The organism is Rhodococcus sp. SB1D (assembly GCF_048573875.1).
Classification (GTDB): Bacteria; Actinomycetota; Actinomycetes; order Mycobacteriales; family Mycobacteriaceae; genus Rhodococcus_F; species Rhodococcus_F qingshengii.
In genome coordinates this window covers 989,304-1,007,050 of sequence record NZ_JBMAIQ010000001.1, presented here as the reverse complement: position 1 = coordinate 1,007,050, position 17,747 = coordinate 989,304, and the positions used below count along the sequence as shown (strand labels likewise).

At 63.6% G+C, this 17,747-nt stretch carries 16 protein-coding genes; 7 read left to right on the top strand and 9 right to left on the bottom strand.

From position 1 onward, the window contains the following. Positions 1-7: 7 nt before the first annotated feature. The 7 genes from ACN50D_RS04785 to ACN50D_RS04755 all read right to left on the bottom strand — a co-directional run bounded on the left by ACN50D_RS04785 (position 8) and on the right by ACN50D_RS04755 (position 6,655). On the bottom strand, positions 8-430 hold the full coding sequence (locus ACN50D_RS04785) for a metal-sulfur cluster assembly factor (protein ID WP_003944963.1): 423 nt from the start codon (positions 428-430) through the stop codon (positions 8-10). Further along, complete coding sequence (gene sufU, locus ACN50D_RS04780; RefSeq protein ID WP_003944894.1) at positions 427-930, bottom strand: Fe-S cluster assembly sulfur transfer protein SufU; 504 nt, start codon at positions 928-930, stop codon at positions 427-429. The genes ACN50D_RS04785 and sufU overlap by 4 nt, the downstream gene beginning before the upstream one ends. Positions 931-933: 3 nt before the next feature. Beyond that, positions 934-2,199, bottom strand: coding sequence for a cysteine desulfurase (locus tag ACN50D_RS04775; protein ID WP_211920193.1), 1,266 nt, complete (start codon positions 2,197-2,199; stop codon positions 934-936). A gap of 5 nt (positions 2,200-2,204) precedes the next feature. Further along, positions 2,205-3,011 carry a Fe-S cluster assembly ATPase SufC gene (sufC, locus tag ACN50D_RS04770; RefSeq protein WP_003944795.1) on the bottom strand — a complete coding sequence of 269 codons (807 nt, stop codon included), beginning with the start codon at positions 3,009-3,011 and terminating at the stop codon, positions 2,205-2,207. 61 nt (positions 3,012-3,072) lie between these two features. Then, positions 3,073-4,293, bottom strand: a complete 1,221-nt coding sequence (sufD, locus tag ACN50D_RS04765) for a Fe-S cluster assembly protein SufD (RefSeq protein ID WP_003945011.1) — start codon at positions 4,291-4,293, stop codon at positions 3,073-3,075. Then, the gene (gene sufB, locus ACN50D_RS04760) at positions 4,293-5,753 is read right to left on the bottom strand and encodes a Fe-S cluster assembly protein SufB (protein ID WP_003944799.1); all 1,461 of its coding nucleotides are present in this window, start codon (positions 5,751-5,753) and stop codon (positions 4,293-4,295) included. Before sufB ends, sufD begins: the two co-directional genes overlap by 1 nt. A 155-nt stretch (positions 5,754-5,908) precedes the next feature. After that, positions 5,909-6,655, bottom strand: coding sequence for a helix-turn-helix transcriptional regulator (locus ACN50D_RS04755; protein WP_269455348.1), 747 nt, complete (start codon positions 6,653-6,655; stop codon positions 5,909-5,911). Between the two features lie 130 nt (positions 6,656-6,785). Between ACN50D_RS04755 and mptB the strand changes: the two genes are divergently transcribed. The 5 genes from mptB (at position 6,786) to ACN50D_RS04730 (ending at position 12,926) form a co-directional block, all read left to right on the top strand. Further along, positions 6,786-8,540: a polyprenol phosphomannose-dependent alpha 1,6 mannosyltransferase MptB gene (gene mptB / locus ACN50D_RS04750; RefSeq protein ID WP_003944776.1), complete on the top strand. Its 1,755-nt coding sequence runs from the start codon at positions 6,786-6,788 to the stop codon at positions 8,538-8,540. Then, the gene (locus ACN50D_RS04745) at positions 8,537-9,478 is read left to right on the top strand and encodes an ABC transporter ATP-binding protein (protein ID WP_007727917.1); all 942 of its coding nucleotides are present in this window, start codon (positions 8,537-8,539) and stop codon (positions 9,476-9,478) included. The genes mptB and ACN50D_RS04745 overlap by 4 nt, the downstream gene beginning before the upstream one ends. Positions 9,479-9,492: 14 nt before the next feature. Then, positions 9,493-10,329, top strand: coding sequence for an ABC transporter permease (locus ACN50D_RS04740; protein WP_370852751.1), 837 nt, complete (start codon positions 9,493-9,495; stop codon positions 10,327-10,329). Positions 10,330-10,376: 47 nt separating this feature from the next. Continuing rightward, positions 10,377-11,771: a hypothetical protein gene (locus ACN50D_RS04735; protein ID WP_249342699.1), complete on the top strand. Its 1,395-nt coding sequence runs from the start codon at positions 10,377-10,379 to the stop codon at positions 11,769-11,771. 180 nt (positions 11,772-11,951) lie between these two features. Then, positions 11,952-12,926, top strand: a complete 975-nt coding sequence (locus ACN50D_RS04730) for a COX15/CtaA family protein (RefSeq protein ID WP_021332987.1) — start codon at positions 11,952-11,954, stop codon at positions 12,924-12,926. 63 nt (positions 12,927-12,989) lie between these two features. Here ACN50D_RS04730 and ACN50D_RS04725 read toward each other — a convergent pair whose 3' ends face one another. After that, a complete protein-coding gene (locus ACN50D_RS04725; protein ID WP_003945032.1) occupies positions 12,990-13,352 on the bottom strand; it encodes a hypothetical protein in 363 nt (120 codons plus the stop codon). Between the two features lie 83 nt (positions 13,353-13,435). Here ACN50D_RS04725 and ACN50D_RS04720 point away from each other — a divergent pair, with 83 nt between their 5' ends. Beyond that, positions 13,436-14,401: a quinone oxidoreductase family protein gene (locus ACN50D_RS04720; protein WP_007727939.1), complete on the top strand. Its 966-nt coding sequence runs from the start codon at positions 13,436-13,438 to the stop codon at positions 14,399-14,401. A 56-nt stretch (positions 14,402-14,457) separates the two neighbouring features. Here ACN50D_RS04720 and ACN50D_RS04715 read toward each other — a convergent pair whose 3' ends face one another. Next, positions 14,458-15,441: a heme o synthase gene (locus ACN50D_RS04715; RefSeq protein ID WP_003944994.1), complete on the bottom strand. Its 984-nt coding sequence runs from the start codon at positions 15,439-15,441 to the stop codon at positions 14,458-14,460. A 201-nt stretch (positions 15,442-15,642) separates the two neighbouring features. Here ACN50D_RS04715 and tkt point away from each other — a divergent pair, with 201 nt between their 5' ends. After that, on the top strand, positions 15,643-17,745 hold the full coding sequence (gene tkt / locus ACN50D_RS04710) for a transketolase (protein WP_003944976.1): 2,103 nt from the start codon (positions 15,643-15,645) through the stop codon (positions 17,743-17,745). Positions 17,746-17,747: the final 2 nt, after the last annotated feature.

Here is a 17,747-nt window from a genome sequence, read left to right as displayed (position 1 = left end):
TTGCTTGTCAGACCGTGAAGCCGAGTGCGCGCAGTTGCTCGCGTCCGTCTTCGGTGATCTTGTCCGGTCCCCACGGCGGCAACCACACCCAGTTGATCTTCATGTCGGTACACAGATCGCTACGCACAAGTGCGCCGCGCGCCTGGTCCTCGATCACGTCGGTCAACGGGCACGCCGCCGACGTCAAAGTCATGTCGATAGTGACGACACCGTCGTCTTCGAAGAGTCCGTAGACCAAGCCGAGATCGACGACGTTGATTCCCAGTTCGGGATCGACGACGTCGCGCATCGCTTCTTCGAGTTCGTCGAGTCGCTCAGGCGACGGGACAGTGCCACTGCCCTGTGCGCCACCGAATTCCGCAGTGGAATCGGGATTCGGATTCACCGGAGCGCCGACCTCGGCGTCCTGCACTGGTTGTGTCTCGGTCATGATCCCTGTCCTTCAGTCGTGTCGACCAATTCACTGCTGCTGTCCGCCGTCGTCACAGCACTGCCGTCGACAATCTGGACTACAGCATCCTTGAATGCCATCCATCCGAGCAAGGCGCACTTCACGCGTGCCGGATACTTCGAGACTCCGACGAACGCGATACCGTCGCCGAGAACGTCCTCGTCCCCCTCGACGGTGCCCCGACTGCTCACCATCTCGTTGAACGCCGTCACCGTCTTCAGTGCGTCGGTGACCTGCATCCCGATGACGAGGTCGTTGAGCACCGACGTCGACGCCTGGCTGATCGAACAACCCTGACCGTCGTACGAGACGTCGGAGACCGTTCCGTCCTCGGATATCTGGACGCGCAACGTCACCTCGTCGCCACACGTCGGGTTGACGTGGTGCACCTCGGCGCCGAACGGCTCACGGAGTCCGCGGCCGTGCGGATGTTTGTAGTGATCGAGGATCACTTCCTGATACATCTGCTCCATGCGCATGATTCAGTTCAACTCCCCTGCGACACCGAAAAATTCCTGCGCACGCTTGATCGCGGCAACGAGAACATCGATTTCCGCGGTGGTGTTGTAGAGCGCAAACGACGCACGGGCCGTCGCAGCGACACCGAACTTACGATGCAGCGGCCACGCACAATGGTGTCCGACGCGAATCGCGACGCCCTCGTCGTCGAGGATCTGTCCGAGGTCGTGGGCGTGAATACCGTCCACGACAAAGGAAATCGCGCCGCCGCGGTTCTCGGACGTCTGTGGTCCGATGATGCGCAGACCTTCGATCGCCGACAACTTTTCGAGAGCAGCCTCCACCAACACGTGCTCGTGCGCGGCGACTGCGTCCATCCCGAAGGTGTTCAGGTAATCCACGGCAGCGCCCAACCCGACCACCTGTGAGGTCATCGGTACGCCGGCTTCGAAACGCTGAGGCGGTGGCGCGTAAGTGCTGACCTCCATGGTGACCGTCTCGATCATCGAGCCACCGGTGATGAACGGAGGCATCGCTGCCAGCAGTTCACGACGGCCGTAGAGAACTCCGACCCCCGAAGGGCCGAGCATCTTGTGACCGGAGAACGCCGCGTAGTCCACTCCCAGTTCGTGGAAGTCGACCGCCATGTGAGGCACCGACTGGCACGCGTCGAGCACGACGAGTGCACCGACGGCGCGTGCTCGTCGCACCAATTCCTCGACGGGCGCGATCGCGCCGGTCACGTTGGACTGGTGGGTGAACGAAACGACCTTCACCGCGTCCGTCAGCTCCAGCGAATCAAAATCGATCCGGCCGTCGTCGGTGACGCCGTACCACTTGAGCGTCGCACCGGTTCGGCGCGCAAGTTCCTGCCAGGGAACGAGGTTGGCGTGGTGTTCGAGTTCGGTGATGACGATTTCGTCGCCAGGACCGACATGGCGGTCGAAGCGATCGTCACCGAGAACGTGGGTCACCAGATTGAGAGCCTCGGTGGCGTTCTTGGTGAACACCAACTCGTCCGAATCCGCACCCACGAAGGAAGCGATGGTGGCGCGAGCATTCTCGTACGCGTCAGTCGCCTCTTCTGCGAGCTGATGAGCACCCCGGTGTACTGCCGCGTTACACGTGGTCAGGAAGTCCCGTTCGGCATCGAGAACCTGGACCGGACGCTGTGAGGTAGCGCCGGAATCCAAGTACACCAAAGGTTTTCCGTCGCGCACGGTTCGCGCCAGGATCGGGAAGTCGGCCCGAACCGCTGTGACGTCGAGCTCGCGCACCGAGGTGGTCATCGTGATTACGCTCCCTGGGTAGCTGCGGTGTCCGCGGTGAAACGAACGTAGCCGTTGGTCTCGAGCTCGTCGGCCAGCTCCGGTCCACCGGACTCGACGATGCGGCCACCGACGAACACGTGAACGAAGTCGGGGTTGATGTAGCGCAGAATGCGCGTGTAGTGCGTGATCAGCAGAACGCCGCCGTTCTCGCGCTCCTTGTAGCGGTTGACGCCTTCGGAGACGGTGCGCAGAGCGTCGACGTCGAGGCCGGAGTCGGTCTCGTCGAGGATCGCGATCTTCGGCTTGAGCATGCCCAACTGCAGGATCTCGTGGCGCTTCTTCTCGCCACCGGAGAAGCCTTCGTTGACCGAGCGCTCGATGAACGAGGGATCGATCTCGAGCTCGCTGAGGGCTTCCTTGACTTCCTTGACCCAGTGGCGCAGCTTGGGAGCCTCGCCTCGCACGGCCGTAGCGGCGGTGCGCAGGAAGTTGGACATGGAAACGCCGGGAACCTCGACGGGGTACTGCATGGCCAGGAAGAGACCGGCACGTGCACGCTCGTCGACGCTCATTGCGAGGACGTCTTCACCGTTGAGGGTGATGGAGCCGGACGTGACCTGGTACTTGGGGTGACCGGCGATGGCGTACGACAGAGTCGACTTGCCGGAGCCGTTGGGGCCCATGATCGCGTGGGTCTCCCCGGAGCGGACCGTCAGGTCGACGCCCTTGAGGATCTGGATGGGCTCGGCGTTGGCATCGGAGTTGGCGACCTCGACGTGCAGGTCACGAACCTCGAGGACCGAGGTGGTGGTGTTGTCACTGGTAGACATGAAATTCCTTCAAGATGAGGCGGGCGAGCGTAGCGACGGGGTGGTGTCGCAGGCGGGGCGGTCAGGAGCCGACGGCTGCGAGTTCGGCTTCGACTGCGGCTTCGAGGCGATCGCGCACCTCGGGAACAGCGATCTTGTTGATGATTTCGTGGAAGAACCCACGTACGACCAGACGACGAGCCTGATCCTCCGGGATACCACGAGCACGCAGGTAGAACAGCTGCTCGTCGTCGAAACGTCCCGTTGCACTTGCGTGGCCGGCCCCGACGATCTCACCGGTTTCGATTTCGAGGTTCGGAACCGAGTCGGCGCGGGCGCCGTCGGTCAGCACCAGGTTGCGGTTGAGCTCGAACGTGTCGGTGCCCTCCGCTGCGGCGCGGATGAGAACGTCGCCGATCCACACGGTGTGCGCGTCGGGCTTGCCGGATCCGGGATCTCCCTGAAGCGCACCCTTGTAGACCACGTTGGACTTGCAGTTGGGCTGCGAATGGTCCACCAGCAGACGCTGTTCCAGATGCTGGCCGGCGTCGGCGAAGTACAGGCCGAGCAGTTCGGCGTCGCCGCCCGGTCCGTCGTACTTGACGGTGGCGGACAGGCGAACCAGGTCGCCGCCCAGGCTGATCGAGGTGTATCGAAGCACTGCGTCGCGGTTCAGGCGAGCGTGGTGTGACGTCACGTGAACTGCGTCGTCCGCCCAGTCCTGGATGGCCACCACGGTCAGCTGCGAACTGTCACCGAGAACGAATTCGATGTTCTCCGCGAAGGTTCCGCTGCCGCGCTGGTCGATCACGAACGTCGCCTTGGCGAACTGCGCCAGACGAATCTGGGTGTGTCCGTAGGCGACGTTGTCGACTCCGGGGCCGGTCATGGTGACTACAACGGGCTTCTCGACCTCGACCTCGGCACCAACCGAGATGACCGTTGCCGTCTCGAAGCTCGAATACGCCTGCGCTGCAATGCGATCAGCGGGAACGCCGGCTTTGCCCAGACGTGCGTCGTCACGGCCGACGGTCTCGACGGTGATGTCGCTGCCGCCGTCGACCTCGACGGTGACCTGTCCGTTGGCGACGGCGCTGCCGTCGTGCAATCCCCGGAGGCGACGCAGCGGGGTGAACCGCCAGATCTCGTCACGTCCGCCGGGAACCTCGAAAGCATTGACGTCGAACGAGGAGAACTGCTCACCCTTGTTCGTGATGGGTGAGCCTGTGGCTGCACCCTTTACAGGAGCGGTCGGGTTCTCCCCGGCAACAGCTCCGATGACTCCGGTCTCTGGCGTGGTCACTAACCCACAGCCCCTTCCATCTGAAGTTCGATAAGGCGGTTGAGCTCGAGCGCGTACTCCATCGGGAGTTCCTTCGCGATGGGCTCGACGAATCCACGCACGATGGTGGCCATCGCCTCGTCCTCGGTCAGTCCGCGGCTCATCAGGTAGAAGAGCTGATCGTCACTGACCTTCGAAACGGTGGCCTCGTGACCCATGGTGACGTCGTCCTCGCGGATGTCGACGTACGGGTAGGTGTCGCTTCGGCTGATCTGGTCGACCAGCAGAGCGTCACACTTGACGGTCGATTTGGAGCCGTGGGCACCCTTGTTGACCTGCACCAGACCGCGGTACGACGCACGTCCACCACCACGGGCGACAGACTTGCTGATGATGGTCGAGGACGTGTGCGGCGCGAGGTGGAGCATCTTGGCGCCGGTGTCCTGGTGCTGGCCCTCGCCGGAGAACGCAACGGAGAGAACCTCACCGCGGGCGTACTCGCCCATCAGCCACACGGCCGGGTACTTCATGGTGACCTTGGAGCCGATGTTGCCGTCGACCCACTCCATGGATCCGCCGGCCTCGACCTTGGTGCGCTTGGTCACCAGGTTGTAGACGTTGTTGGACCAGTTCTGGATGGTCGTGTAGCGGCAGTGGCCGCCCTTCTTCACGATGATCTCGACGACGGCCGAGTGCAGTGAATCGGACTTGTAGATCGGCGCGGTGCAACCCTCGACGTAGTGCACGGAGGCATCTTCGTCGACGATGATCAGGGTGCGCTCGAACTGACCCATGTTCTCGGTGTTGATGCGGAAGTACGCCTGCAACGGGATGTCCACGTGGACTCCCGGCGGAACGTAGATGAACGAGCCGCCCGACCACACGGCGGTGTTCAGCGCGGAGAACTTGTTGTCGCCGGCCGGGATGACCGATCCGAAGTACTCCTTGAACAGCTCCGGGTGCTGCTTGAGACCGGTGTCCGTGTCGAGGAAGATGACGCCCTGCTCCTCGAGGTCCTCACGGATCGAGTGGTAGACGACCTCGGACTCGTACTGAGCTGCGACGCCGGCAACGAGGCGCTGCTTCTCCGCCTCGGGGATGCCGAGCTTGTCGTACGTGTTCTTGATGTCCTCGGGCAGGTCTTCCCACGACTCGGCCTGCTTCTCGCTGGACCGGACGAAGTACTTGATGTTGTCGAAGTGAATACCTTCGAGGTCGCTGCCCCAGTTCGGCATCGGCTTCTTGTCGAAGGTGCGCAGCGCCTTGAGGCGGATGTCGAGCATCCACTCGGGCTCGCTCTTCTTGGCGGAGATGTCCCGCACGACAGCCTCGGACAACCCGCGCTGCGCGCTGGCTCCGGCTTCGTCGGAATCGGACCAGCCGTAGCCGTAATGACCGAGGGACGCGATGGTCTCTTCCTGCGTGAGCGGCTCGGTGCCTGCTGCCGCAGTGGTAGTCGCCTGGTCTGATGTGACGGTCATGCGAGCTCCTTCCGGAGTCTTGTTTCTTGACGGCTGCTCGGGTTCAGCGAGGGCTGGTCGCTGTGGTCGAGCAGTTCTGACTTTGAAGAACTAGCTGAAAAATCTCTATTCGAACGCTGCACGGTGGCAACGCTCTGTAGAACACTCTGGTCCGGTCATCTACTCCCAGTGGACACGAGGGGCACGTGCGTCGTGCAGGCGCAGTCACCGTTGGCGATGGTCGCCAGACGCTGAACATGAGTCCCGAGCAATTGCCGGAATGCTTGCTGCTCTGCCTCGCACAGTTCCGGAAACTCTTCTGCCACATGGGAAACCGGGCAATGGTGTTGGCAGATCTGCACGCCGTTGCCGACCGGCCGGGTCGACGCCGCGAACCCCACCGCGTTGAAGGCTTCGGCGATTGCGTCCGCTGTCGCCTCGACGTTGTCGACATCTGTCGGATCAGCCGGTTCGACGTCTCCGACGATCGCCTGAACCCGACGCTTGGCGAACTCCTCGATTGCCGCGTCTCCGCCGATTTCACGGAGTTGCCGCATCGCGGCTCCCGCCAGATCGTCGTAGGTGTGGCCGAGGCGGCCGCGACCGGTCGCGGTGATCTGGAACTGCTTGGCGGGACGACCTCGTCCACGCTGACGCAGCGACGACGCCGAAGCAGTTCGGGCTTCGCCGGACTCGATCAACGCATCCAAGTGACGTCGGACACCTGCGGCACTCAAACCGAGGCGCGTGCCGATTTCGGAGGCGGTAATGGGGCCTTCTTCGAGTAGCAGCTTGACCACTGCCGCCCGCGTCTGACCTTCGACGCTCACTGTCACCGGATTTGCGGCAGCACTCGGCGAGGCCGCTACAGTGGGCTGACCTGCAACTTCCTTGCTTCGTGGGTCTGACGCATTTCTTTTCACAACACAAGTGTGACGGAATTCTTTTCGCAGGTCTACTAAGGGCAACCTGCATTACATTCGGGAATATCCGGACAACGTACGTTGTTTGTGCTTGTCTGTCCGGCTGGATGGAGCCGCTACGCTGCCTGGTGTGCCGCAGACCCCCGAGAAGACGACGACCGCCCGATCGGCGCGCGCGATCCTGCTGGAAAAACCCAAGGCACTCGCGCTTTCCACAATCGGCGTTCGACCTTTCGGATCCGCTCCCCGGCAGAGTATGGCCGCGGTGCTGCACGGCGACGAGGACGAGCGCCCGGGCCTGAACGCGAAGGAAACCGCACAACTGCGAGGGATTCGCCGATTCGGCGCAACCGGCGCGGTCTTGATGGCAGTCGGAGCGCTCGGCGCCGGCGCACAACCCGTCCTGCAGAATCCGACCGCAGGACTTCGAGTCCTCAGCCTTCCCGGACGTATGCCGACGGTCTCACTCACCATGACGATGACCGGAACCGTGCTCGTCGTTCTGGCCTGGCTGATGATGGGCCGATTTGCAGTCGGGGACATACGCAGCCGTTCCGGCGCACCGCGGCGCATGACCCGTTCCCAGTTGGACCGCACACTCCTGCTGTGGATCCTGCCGCTCTCGGTCGCACCGCCGATGTTCAGCCGCGACGTCTACTCGTATCTGGCTCAAAGCGAAATCGCGGCCCGTGGACTCGATCCGTACGCCATCGGCCCCAAGGCGGCACTGGGCGTCGACCACGTTCTCACCCGCACGGTTCCGACGATCTGGCGCGACACCCCGGCTCCGTACGGTCCGTTCTTCCTGTGGCTGGGACGCGGGATCAGCTCACTGACCGGCGACAACATCGTGGCCGGAATCTTCTTGCACCGCTTGCTCGCATTGGCCGGCGTCGCGCTCATCGTGTGGGCGATACCGCGACTGGCCAAGCGATGCGGTGTCTCTGCCGTCAGTTCGCTCTGGCTCGGTGCCGCGAACCCGCTGTTGCTCTTCCACTTGGTGGCCGGCATCCACAACGAAGCACTCATGCTCGGGTTGATGCTCGCCGGAATCGAGATCGCTCTTCGCGCAGTCGAAGGGTCCGGGCCCATCCGTGGGCGAGCGCTGTTCTATCTCGTTGCGGGATCAGGTTTGATCGCATTGTCGTCGACCGTCAAAATTCCGTCCTTGCTTGCACTGGGATTTGTCGGCATGGCCTTGGCCCGGCGTTGGGGTGGAACCTGGAAAGCCCTGGCGGGAGCCGCGATTCTCCTGGGCATCGTTGCCGCTGTCGTCACGTTTGTCATCAGCGTGGCCAGTGGGCTCGGTATGGGTTGGATCAACACCCTCGACACCGCCACGGCAGTCCGGAGTTGGATGTCCATCCCGACGCTCCTGGGCGTCGGCACGGGATTGGCAGGCGTACTGCTCGGACTCGGCGATCACACGACGGCGATCCTCACGATCACGCGGCCCATCGCAACTCTCGTCGCCATGCTCGTCACCGCACGGATGATGATCTCGGTCTACATGGGCCGCATCCATCCGGTCGGCGGACTCGGCATCGCGCTCGGCGCGATCGTTCTCCTGTTCCCCGTCGTTCAGCCGTGGTACCTGCTGTGGGCGATCCTTCCGTTGGCGGCGTGGGCCACCGCGCCGATTTTCCGCATCCCTGCCGTCGTCTTCACCTCGATCGTCAGCGTCATGTTGATGTCCAACGGCGCCGAATACCTTCCGTTCATGATCGTGCAGGCCGTCATCGCGACCATCCTCACCGCCGGAACGCTCATCGTCTTCACCCGCAATTCACTCCCCTGGCGTAGCGACAAGCCAGTAGCGGAGATCACGAAAGGCGGACCGGTAGACGAAGACAACTCGGCGGGGGCTTACGCTGATTCCCCGTGACCTCGAGAGCCTCCAGATCGTCGACGCCGGCGGTACAGATCCAGGGTGTCGTCAAGTCCTTCGACGGTGTTCGAGCCGTCGACGGTATCGATCTCACTGTCGAGACGGCCCAGGTCGTTGCCCTGCTCGGCCCCAACGGAGCCGGCAAGACAACCACCGTCGAGATGTGCGAAGGGTTTGTCACCCCCGATGCCGGCACGGTTCGAGTGCTCGGTCTCGACCCCATCGCCGACTCCGGTGAAGTCCGCTCGCGAATCGGCGTCATGCTGCAGGGCGGCGGCGCGTACCCCGGGTCCAAGGCCGGGGAAATGCTCGACCTCGTGGCCGCATACTCGGCCGACCCGCTCGATCCCGCCTGGCTCCTTTCCAAACTCGGCCTCACCGATGCGCGCAAGACCCCGTACCGCCGCCTCTCCGGAGGCCAGCAGCAACGACTGTCCCTGGCGTGCGCGCTGGTCGGGCGTCCCGAGTTGGTATTTCTGGACGAACCCACCGCCGGCCTCGACGCTCAGGCGCGCCTGCTCGTGTGGGAACTCATCGATGCTCTGCGACGCGACGGCGTGAGCGTCCTGCTCACCACACACCTCATGGACGAGGCCGAAGCGCTCGCCGACGAACTGGTCATCATCGACCACGGCAAGATCGTCGCGTCGGGAACGCCGGCGGAGGTCACCAGCAAGGGCGCCGAAGGACAACTCCGTCTGACGACGGTTCCCGGTTTGAGCCTCGATTCGCTGGCCGGTTCACTCGCCGGGTTCCGCATCGAGGAATCCAACCCCGGCACCTATGTCGTCGAAGGTGCAATCGATCCGGCAACCGTGGCGACTGTCGCAACGTGGTGTGCCGATCAGGACGTGCTGATCAACGACATTCGCGTCGATCAACGGAGTCTGGAAGACGTCTTCCTCGAATTGACGGGCCGGGAACTGAGGGGATGACGGAGATCAAGGTCATGAACGAAACAGCGTCGAACGGCCAGAGCAGTCCCATCAGCGTTGCCAGAGACCGACGGCTCGCCGAGAACCGCTTCGAGCCACGCACCTTCTCGCCGGATCCCCGCCCCAATTCGGCGGCCAAGATGCTGGCGGCGCAGACCAAACTGGAGCTGACTCTTCTGCTCCGCAACGGTGAGCAATTGCTGCTCACCATGTTCATCCCGATCACCCTGCTCATCGGACTGTGTCTACTCCCGATCGGCGATTTGGGCGATTCTCGGGTCGATACCGTGCTCCCTGGTGTCATGATGGTTGCCGTGATGTCGACGGCGTTCACCGGACAGGCCATCGCCGTCGGATTCGACCGCCGATACGGCGCGCTCAAGCGACTCGGTGCAACGCCGCTACCGCGGTGGGGAATCATCGCAGGCAAGAGCGCTGCCGTCATCATCGTCGTGGCTCTGCAGTCACTCTTGCTCGGCGCTATCGGTTTGGCGTTGGGATGGCGTCCGTCGTTCGTCGAACTTGTACTCGGTGCAGTGGTCATTGCCATCGGTACTGTCACATTTGCAGCGCTTGGCCTACTGCTCGGCGGTACTTTGCGAGCAGAGATCGTTCTCGCGCTCGCCAACATCCTGTGGTTCATCATGGTGGGCATCGGCAGTGTGGTCTTCGCCAGCGGCGAACTTCCGACCGCTGTTCACACGCTGGTCCGCATTGTTCCGTCCGGCGCTCTCGCACACGCACTCGAAGCGGCCCTCGACACCTCGATGGACTGGTTTTCGATTCTCGTACTACTCATCTGGGCCGCAGTGGCCGGAGTCTGCGCAGCAAGGTGGTTCAAGTTCACGTGAGTACACGACGGACAGCTCAGATCGTCGGCTGTGTGGCCGCAACAGTCATGTTGTGTGCCGGACCCGCAACGGCGACCCCTTCGGTGTCCGGTCCACTCGCACCTGCAAATCCGTACCTCGGTCCCGTCGGTACTTCCACCATGCACGGTGACGCGGGCTCGTCCGACGTCACTCCGCTGCCCGGTCCAGGAACCGGCCCCCACGAGGTGACTGCTTTCCCGATGATGGCCGCCTGCCCGACGGTCCTCCAGGGTTCCGACGGCATGGTCGTCTCGCTCTGCACGACGATGATCGGCCAGATCCCGACCATCCATTTGATCGATCCGAAGGCCGACGCCATGCCGTTGGGTAGATCCGTAGCACAACTGCCGCTCGCGAAGGGCAGTCTGCTCGGCGGCGTCTACGCCTACCTCGACAACGAGAACCGTCTCGTAGCCGTCGACGGAAACCGTCAACTGGTCCGCATTTCCCATGCGCAGAATCCGGACGGCAGTTGGCGGCTGGAACTCGCGGATGTAGTCGATCTCAGTGGTGCGGTAGCCGCCGACGACAACGTCACCGGCCTCGCTCCGGACTGGGAAGGCAATGTCTGGTTCGCCACCGGGCACGGCACCGTCGGGTATGTCGGCGCGGATCGAATCGCGCACAGCATTGCGCTCCCCGAAGGTGAACAGGTGCAGAACAGCATCTCCACCTCCCCGACGGGCACTGCCGTCGCAACGACCCACGCGCTCTACCAACTGAAGCGAAATGGCGACGAGGTCGTCATCGACTGGCGTCAGCCGTACGACCGCGGGCCGGCCCGTAATCCGGGTCAGCTCAGCTGGGGAACCGGATCGACGCCGACATACTTCGGCCCGTCGACGGGCAGCGATTTCTTGACCATCGTCGACAACGCCCACCCGACAGTGAGCTTGCATGTCTATCGCGCTGACACGGGCGCCGAGGTGTGCACGCAGCCGGTGTTGTCCGCTGCCAGCCAGGACGGCTCACCGAGCGGCAGCGAGAACTCCCCCGTCGGCATCGGTCATTCCGTCTACGTCGCCGGCACTTACGGATACCCGTACCCCACGACTCCTGAAGGTGCCGGTCCAGCGGTCCCCGCCACGGCACCCTTCAACGGCGGAATGACCCGCGTCGACATCGATCCGGTCGGTTGCCATGTCGTGTGGGACAACACGATTCGCAGCTCCGCGGTACCCCACCTCTCGACGGCTGACGGCTCGATCTACACCGTGACACGAGACGGTGCTCCGAACACCTCTCCGCTGGACGGTTACTCCTTCGCGGTGATCGACTCGAAGGACGGGTCGCAGATCGGTTCGACTCCGCTGCCGTCGACGATCCTCAACGACACCCTTCAGATGTCTGCACTCATCACCGAGTCGGGCGAGTACTTCCAGGGAACGATCTCGGGAATCGTGCGAGTTCGCGCGAACTGACGCGAGCTGGCCCCACGGCTGCGCAGTTCTGGTCTCGTCGAGTCGGGGCAGGCGCGGAGCGAGGGGGCCCAACGACGCGGGGCAGGCGCGGAGCGAGCTGGCCCCAACGACGCGGGGCAGGCGCGGAGCGAGCTGGCCCCAACGACACTGTGTAGTTGATGGGGAACTACGATCGTTGGCGTGGTGAATCGTGTGTATGCCGGATTTTTACGCTTGGTGGATCGACTACCTCTCCCCTCGCTGAAAACGCAGAAAATCATCGCGTTCATCGTGATCCTGACGCAGGGCGGCATCGCTGTCACCGGCGCGGTGGTGCGCGTGACGGACTCGGGACTCGGTTGCCCGACGTGGCCGCAGTGCTTCCCCGGTAGCTTCGTCCCGGTCGGCCACGGACAGGTCGCGGTGATTCACCAAGCCGTCGAGTTCGGCAACCGCCTGCTGACCTTCCTGGTCGTCATCGTCGCCGCTGCGATCGTGCTTGCGGTGACTCGCGCTCGCCGACGCAAAGAGGTGCTTGTCTACGCCTGGATGATGCCGCTCGGCACTGTCGTTCAGGCAGTGATCGGCGGTATCACCGTCCTCACAGGCTTGCTGTGGTGGACGGTCGCCATTCACCTGGTTGCGTCGATGCTGATGGTCTGGGTTGCCACGGTGATGTACGCGAAGATCGCGGAACCCGACGAAGCAACAACTCTGGTCGTGATGCCGAAGCCGTTGCGCTGGCTTACCGCGCTGTCAGGTGTCGCGCTCGCCGGCGTTTTGGTCGCTGGAACTCTCGTAACGGGCGCAGGCCCGCACGCCGGCGACAAGGGACTGGACCGGACGGTGCCTCGCCTGGAGATCGAGATCGTGACGCTCGTCCATCTGCACTCACAGCTTCTGGTCGGATATCTCGCGCTGGTCGTGGGTCTGACCTTCGGCCTGTATGCGGTCGGGACATCCGCAGCCGTGAAGATCCGTCTGAAGGTCCTGCTGGGACTGATCCTCGCGCAGTCGCTCATCGGTGTCGTGCAGTACTTCACCGATGTGCCGGAAGTTCTGGTGATCATGCACGTCGCCGGTGCAGGACTGTGCACGGCTGCGACCGCAGCAGTTTGGGCTGCGGGTAAGACCCGCCAGTACACGCCGACCAATTCGCCGATACCAGCTGTCTGACGCTTCAAGACACGTGTGGGGCGTAGGAACACCAAAAGGTGTTCCTACGCCCCACACGTCATTTCAGGATTCGTTGCGAGCTTTCGGGAACCGAGTCTGGTTGGCGACCCAACCGGCCATCTTCTTGAAATGACCTTCCTGCGGGGTGACGATGCTCGTCAGTTCGCGCTCCCACTCGGCAACGGTGACGTTGTCGAAGGACGCAACGACGGCATTGGCCGTGGCGAGGTCCTCGACGACCTGATCACCGAGGATGCCGTCGGCACCTACGAGGGTGATGCGAACGCCGGCCAGGCCGACCGGCTGGATGACGGCGCTGGCGGAGCCGCCGTGCTCGGCGACGAACTTGGTGATGGCGTTCACCGTGGACTTCGGCAGTTCCGGCGCGGACGGGGTGGCGTCCGACTTCTCGGTATCGGTGCTCATGACTCGACAATACTGGTCGGTAGCCCGGAAGCGACACCAGGCATGGACTGAGCGTCGGCCGCCTCGGGTGTAGAACAGAAACCATGCGAGCCATCTACGTGACCGAGACCGGCGGACCAGAGGTTCTGACTCTGACCGAACAACCCGAACCGACACCCGGCCCAGGCGATCTACTCGTCAAGACCGAAGCGATCGGCATCAATTTCATCGACACGTACTTCCGAATGGGCCAGTACAAGCGTCCGCTCCCCTACATTCCCGGCGACGAGGGCAGCGGTGTCGTCGAAGCTGTCGGCTCCGAGGTCAACGAATTCTCCGTGGGCGACCGGGTCGCGTGGGCCGCTGCCACTGGCAGCTATGCCGAGAAGGTGGCTGTTCCCGCCGCAGTCGCAGTGAAAGTGCCTGACGGTGTCCCGGCATCGGCCGCAGCGTCGGCGCTCCTGCAGGGGATGACAGCGCACTACCTCGCGAAGTCGACGTATCCGATCCAGAGCGGCGACACCGTGCTCGTGCACGCAGGCGCGGGCGGCGTCGGGTTGATCCTGACGCAGATGGCCGTCAGCCTCGGGGCGAAGGTCATCACGACTGTGTCATCGGATGCAAAGGAAGGACTCTCGCGCGGCGCCGGTGCCTCGGAGGTTCTGCGGTACGACGAGGACATCGCAGCGCGAGTCCGGGAGTTGACCGGCGGCGAAGGAGTAGCGGCGGCATACGACGGCGTCGGCGCGACAACTTTTGATTCGAGCTTGGCTTCCGTGCGCATCCGCGGCACGGTCGCTTTGTTCGGTGCGGCCAGTGGACCGGTTCCGCCTGTCGATCCGCAGCGGCTCAATTCGTCGGGTTCGCTGTTCCTGACGCGTCCGACGCTCGCGCATCACATTCGCACTCGAGAGGAACTGACCTGGCGTGCCGGCGATGTCTTCGACGCCATTGCGGCCGGGAAGCTCGATATTCGTGTCGGCGCCGATTATCCCCTCGCCGACGCGGCAACAGCCCATCGGGATCTGGAAGGTAGAGCAACGACCGGGTCGATCGTTCTGATCCCCTAGCGAAGTGCTGTGCGCCTTTATTAACCGCCCGCGGTTAGTAAAGGCGCACAGCAGAATCAGCTGAGCATGTCGCTGATCGTCTGGAGTCCGAGCACCGAGTCGACAGCGAGGCCGACGAAGACGATCGCAAGATAGTTGTTGGACTGCAGGAACAGGCGCAGCGGCTTGACCTGAGCACCACCGCGAACGCTGCGGTACAGCTGATGTGCCATGAGCAGGAACCACGCACCGGCAACGATGGTGATGGCGGCGTAGATGACTCCCGATGCGGGCACGAGGACAAGCGTCGTGACGACCATTGCCCAGCTGTAGAACAGAATCTGCTTGGTGACGTGCTCTTCGGTGGCGATCACCGGAAGCATGGGAACACCGGCAGCTTTGTAGTCCTCTTTGTATCGCATCGCCAGCGCCCAGGTGTGCGGCGGCGTCCAGAAGAAGATGATCAGGAACAGCACGACGGGCTGCCAGCTCAGCGAACCGGTGACAGCGGCCCAGCCCACGAGGACGGGCATACATCCGGCTGCGCCACCCCAGATGACGTTCTGCCAGGTACGACGCTTGAGAACCATCGTGTAGATGAGGACGTAGAACGCGATCGTGATCACGACGAGGATGCCGGCCAAGAGGTTGGCTCGCCACCACAGCCACAGGAACGACGCGAGTCCGAGAAGGAGCCCGAAGACGAGCGCGTTGCGCGTCGGCACCGCCTCGCGGGCCAGCGGACGCTTCGCCGTGCGCTTCATGACCTTGTCGATGTCGGCGTCGACGACGCAGTTGAGCGAGTTCGCACTCGCCGCGCCCATCCAGCCACCGAAGAGGGTGCTGAGGATCAGAACGATGTCGACTGTTCCGCGATCGGCCAGCAGCATTGCCGGAATGGTTGCCACCAACAGCAATTCGATCACTCGCGGCTTCGTGAGCGCGATATAAGCCAGAACCTTGCCCGTTGCGCGACCCCACACCGTATCGGTATTGGTCGCCCGCGGGGCGGCACCTGGGCTGCCGAAGCCATGTCCGCTCGGCTGTTGCCCTGTCCGCACGTTCTCTCCTTGCACCACGCGTTACCGCACTAACTCTTCACGACACACTGCTGACACTGTTCTCTACTACGAACGATGGTAGACCGCAGCCATTGAGGAACCGAATCGACCCGGACAGCCAGGACCATTAGGCTGGGTTACGCAGTGGAGGGACACCCCACCCTCGCAATCCACGTACACCATGTCAGGAGACATCTGCCAGTGTCGATCACAGACGAGATCCACGTCCTCACGCAACCCGTCCACCCCTCGGACTGGACCGACCTGGACACCAAGGCTGTCGATACCGCCCGCGTGCTCGCCGCCGACGCGGTTCAGAAGGTCGGCAACGGCCATCCCGGAACTGCAATGAGCTTGGCGCCGTTGGCATACACCCTCTTCCAGCGCGTCATGCGCCACGATCCTTCGGATGCAGAATGGGTCGGCCGTGACCGCTTCGTTCTCTCCTGTGGCCATTCATCCTTGACGCTGTACACCCAGCTCTACCTGTCGGGCTACGGCCTCGAGCTCGCTGACCTCGAAGCTCTCCGGACGTGGGGCGCACTGACCCCCGGCCACCCCGAGGTCGGCCACACCGTCGGCGTCGAGATGACCACCGGTCCGCTGGGCCAGGGCCTTGCGTCCGCAGTCGGTATGGCGATGGCCGCGCGTCGTGAGCGTGGGCTGTTCGATCCGGAGACCCCGGTCGGCTCCTCCCCCTTCGACCATCACATCTACGTGATCGCGTCCGACGGTGACATCGAAGAAGGCGTCACGTCCGAGGCCTCGTCCCTCGCCGGTGTCCAGGAACTGGGCAACCTCATCGTCTTCTACGACGACAACAAGATCTCCATCGAGCACGACACCACCATCGCTCTCGGCGAAGACGTCGGAAAGCGATACGAGGCGTACGGCTGGCACGTTCAGCACGTCGAAGGTGGCGAGAACGTCTCCGGCATCCTCGACGCGGTTGCCGCGGCCAAGGCCGTCGTCGATCGTCCGTCCATCATCTTGCTCCGCACCATCATCGGTTTCCCGGCTCCGAAGAAGATGAACACCGGCGACGTCCACGGCTCCGCTCTCGGTGCCGACGAAGTTGCAGCGGTCAAGGAAGCCCTCGGCTTCGATCCGGCCAAGTCCTTCGACGTCGACGCCGACGCTCTGGCTCACGCCCGTGAGGTCGTCTCCCGCGGCGCCGACGCACGCAAGGCATGGCAGGTCGAGTTCGACGCGTGGGCTGCACGTGAGACCGAGCGCAAGGAACTCTTCGACCGCCTGTTCGCCGGTGAGTTCCCCGCCGGCTGGGCCGACGCTCTCCCGACCTACGAGGCCGACGCCAAGGGCGTTGCGACTCGCAAGGCCTCCGGTTCGGCACTCAACGCGCTCGGACCGATCCTGCCCGAGCTGTGGGGCGGCTCCGCCGACCTCGCCGGCAGCAACAACACCACCATCAAGGGCGCAGATTCGTTCGGCCCGTTCTCCATCTCCACCAACGACTGGAATGCGCAGCCTTACGGCCGCACGCTCCACTTCGGCATCCGCGAGCACGCGATGGGCTCGATCCTCAACGGCATCGCGCTTCACGGACCCACCCGCCCGTACGGCGGAACCTTCATGGTCTTCTCCGACTACATGCGTCCGGCGGTTCGCCTGGCCGCACTGATGAAGACTGCCGTCACCTACGTCTGGACCCACGACTCCATCGGTCTCGGCGAAGACGGCCCGACCCACCAGCCGGTCGAGCACCTCGCTGCTCTTCGTGCGATCCCGAACCTCGCCGTCGTCCGCCCGGGTGACGCCAACGAGACCTCGTTCGCATGGCAGGCAGCACTCGAGAACAAGACGGGCCCGACGGCTCTGGCACTCACTCGCCAGGACATCCCGGTTCTCGAAGGCACCAAGGAGAAGGCTGCCGAGGGTGTCAAGCGCGGCGCTTACGTCCTCGTCGACGCAGCCAACGGTTCGCCCGAGGTCATCTTGCTGGCGACCGGTTCCGAACTGCATCTGGCCACCGAGGCTCGCGAAACCCTCGAAGCTCAGGGCGTCGCAACCCGCGTCGTTTCCGTGCCGTGCCTCGATTGGTTCCTCGAGCAGGATCAGGCGTACCGCGACGAGGTCATTCCGCCCGCCGTGCGCGCGCGTGTGTCCGTCGAAGCCGGCATCGCGATGCCGTGGTGGCGCATCCTCGGCGACGCCGGTCAGGCCGTCTCGCTCGAGCACTACGGCGCTTCCGCCGATTACAAGACCTTGTTCCGGGAGTTCGGCATCACTGCCGACGCGACTGTCGAAGCCGCGCAGCGCTCCCTCGCAGCTGTGAAGGGATGATC

Coding starts and splice junctions, on each gene's coding strand:
- sufU (WP_003944894.1), bottom strand. CDS start 930: ATGCGCATGGAGCAGATGTATCAGGAAGTGATCCTCGATCACTACAAA.
- ACN50D_RS04740 (WP_370852751.1), top strand. CDS start 9,493: ATGAACGAAACAGCGTCGAACGGCCAGAGCAGTCCCATCAGCGTTGCC.
- ACN50D_RS04775 (WP_211920193.1), bottom strand. CDS start 2,199: ATGACCACCTCGGTGCGCGAGCTCGACGTCACAGCGGTTCGGGCCGAC.
- ACN50D_RS04735 (WP_249342699.1), top strand. CDS start 10,377: ATGTTGTGTGCCGGACCCGCAACGGCGACCCCTTCGGTGTCCGGTCCA.
- sufB (WP_003944799.1), bottom strand. CDS start 5,753: ATGACCGTCACATCAGACCAGGCGACTACCACTGCGGCAGCAGGCACC.
- sufC (WP_003944795.1), bottom strand. CDS start 3,011: ATGTCTACCAGTGACAACACCACCACCTCGGTCCTCGAGGTTCGTGAC.
- ACN50D_RS04720 (WP_007727939.1), top strand. CDS start 13,436: ATGCGAGCCATCTACGTGACCGAGACCGGCGGACCAGAGGTTCTGACT.
- ACN50D_RS04725 (WP_003945032.1), bottom strand. CDS start 13,352: ATGAGCACCGATACCGAGAAGTCGGACGCCACCCCGTCCGCGCCGGAA.
- ACN50D_RS04785 (WP_003944963.1), bottom strand. CDS start 430: ATGACCGAGACACAACCAGTGCAGGACGCCGAGGTCGGCGCTCCGGTG.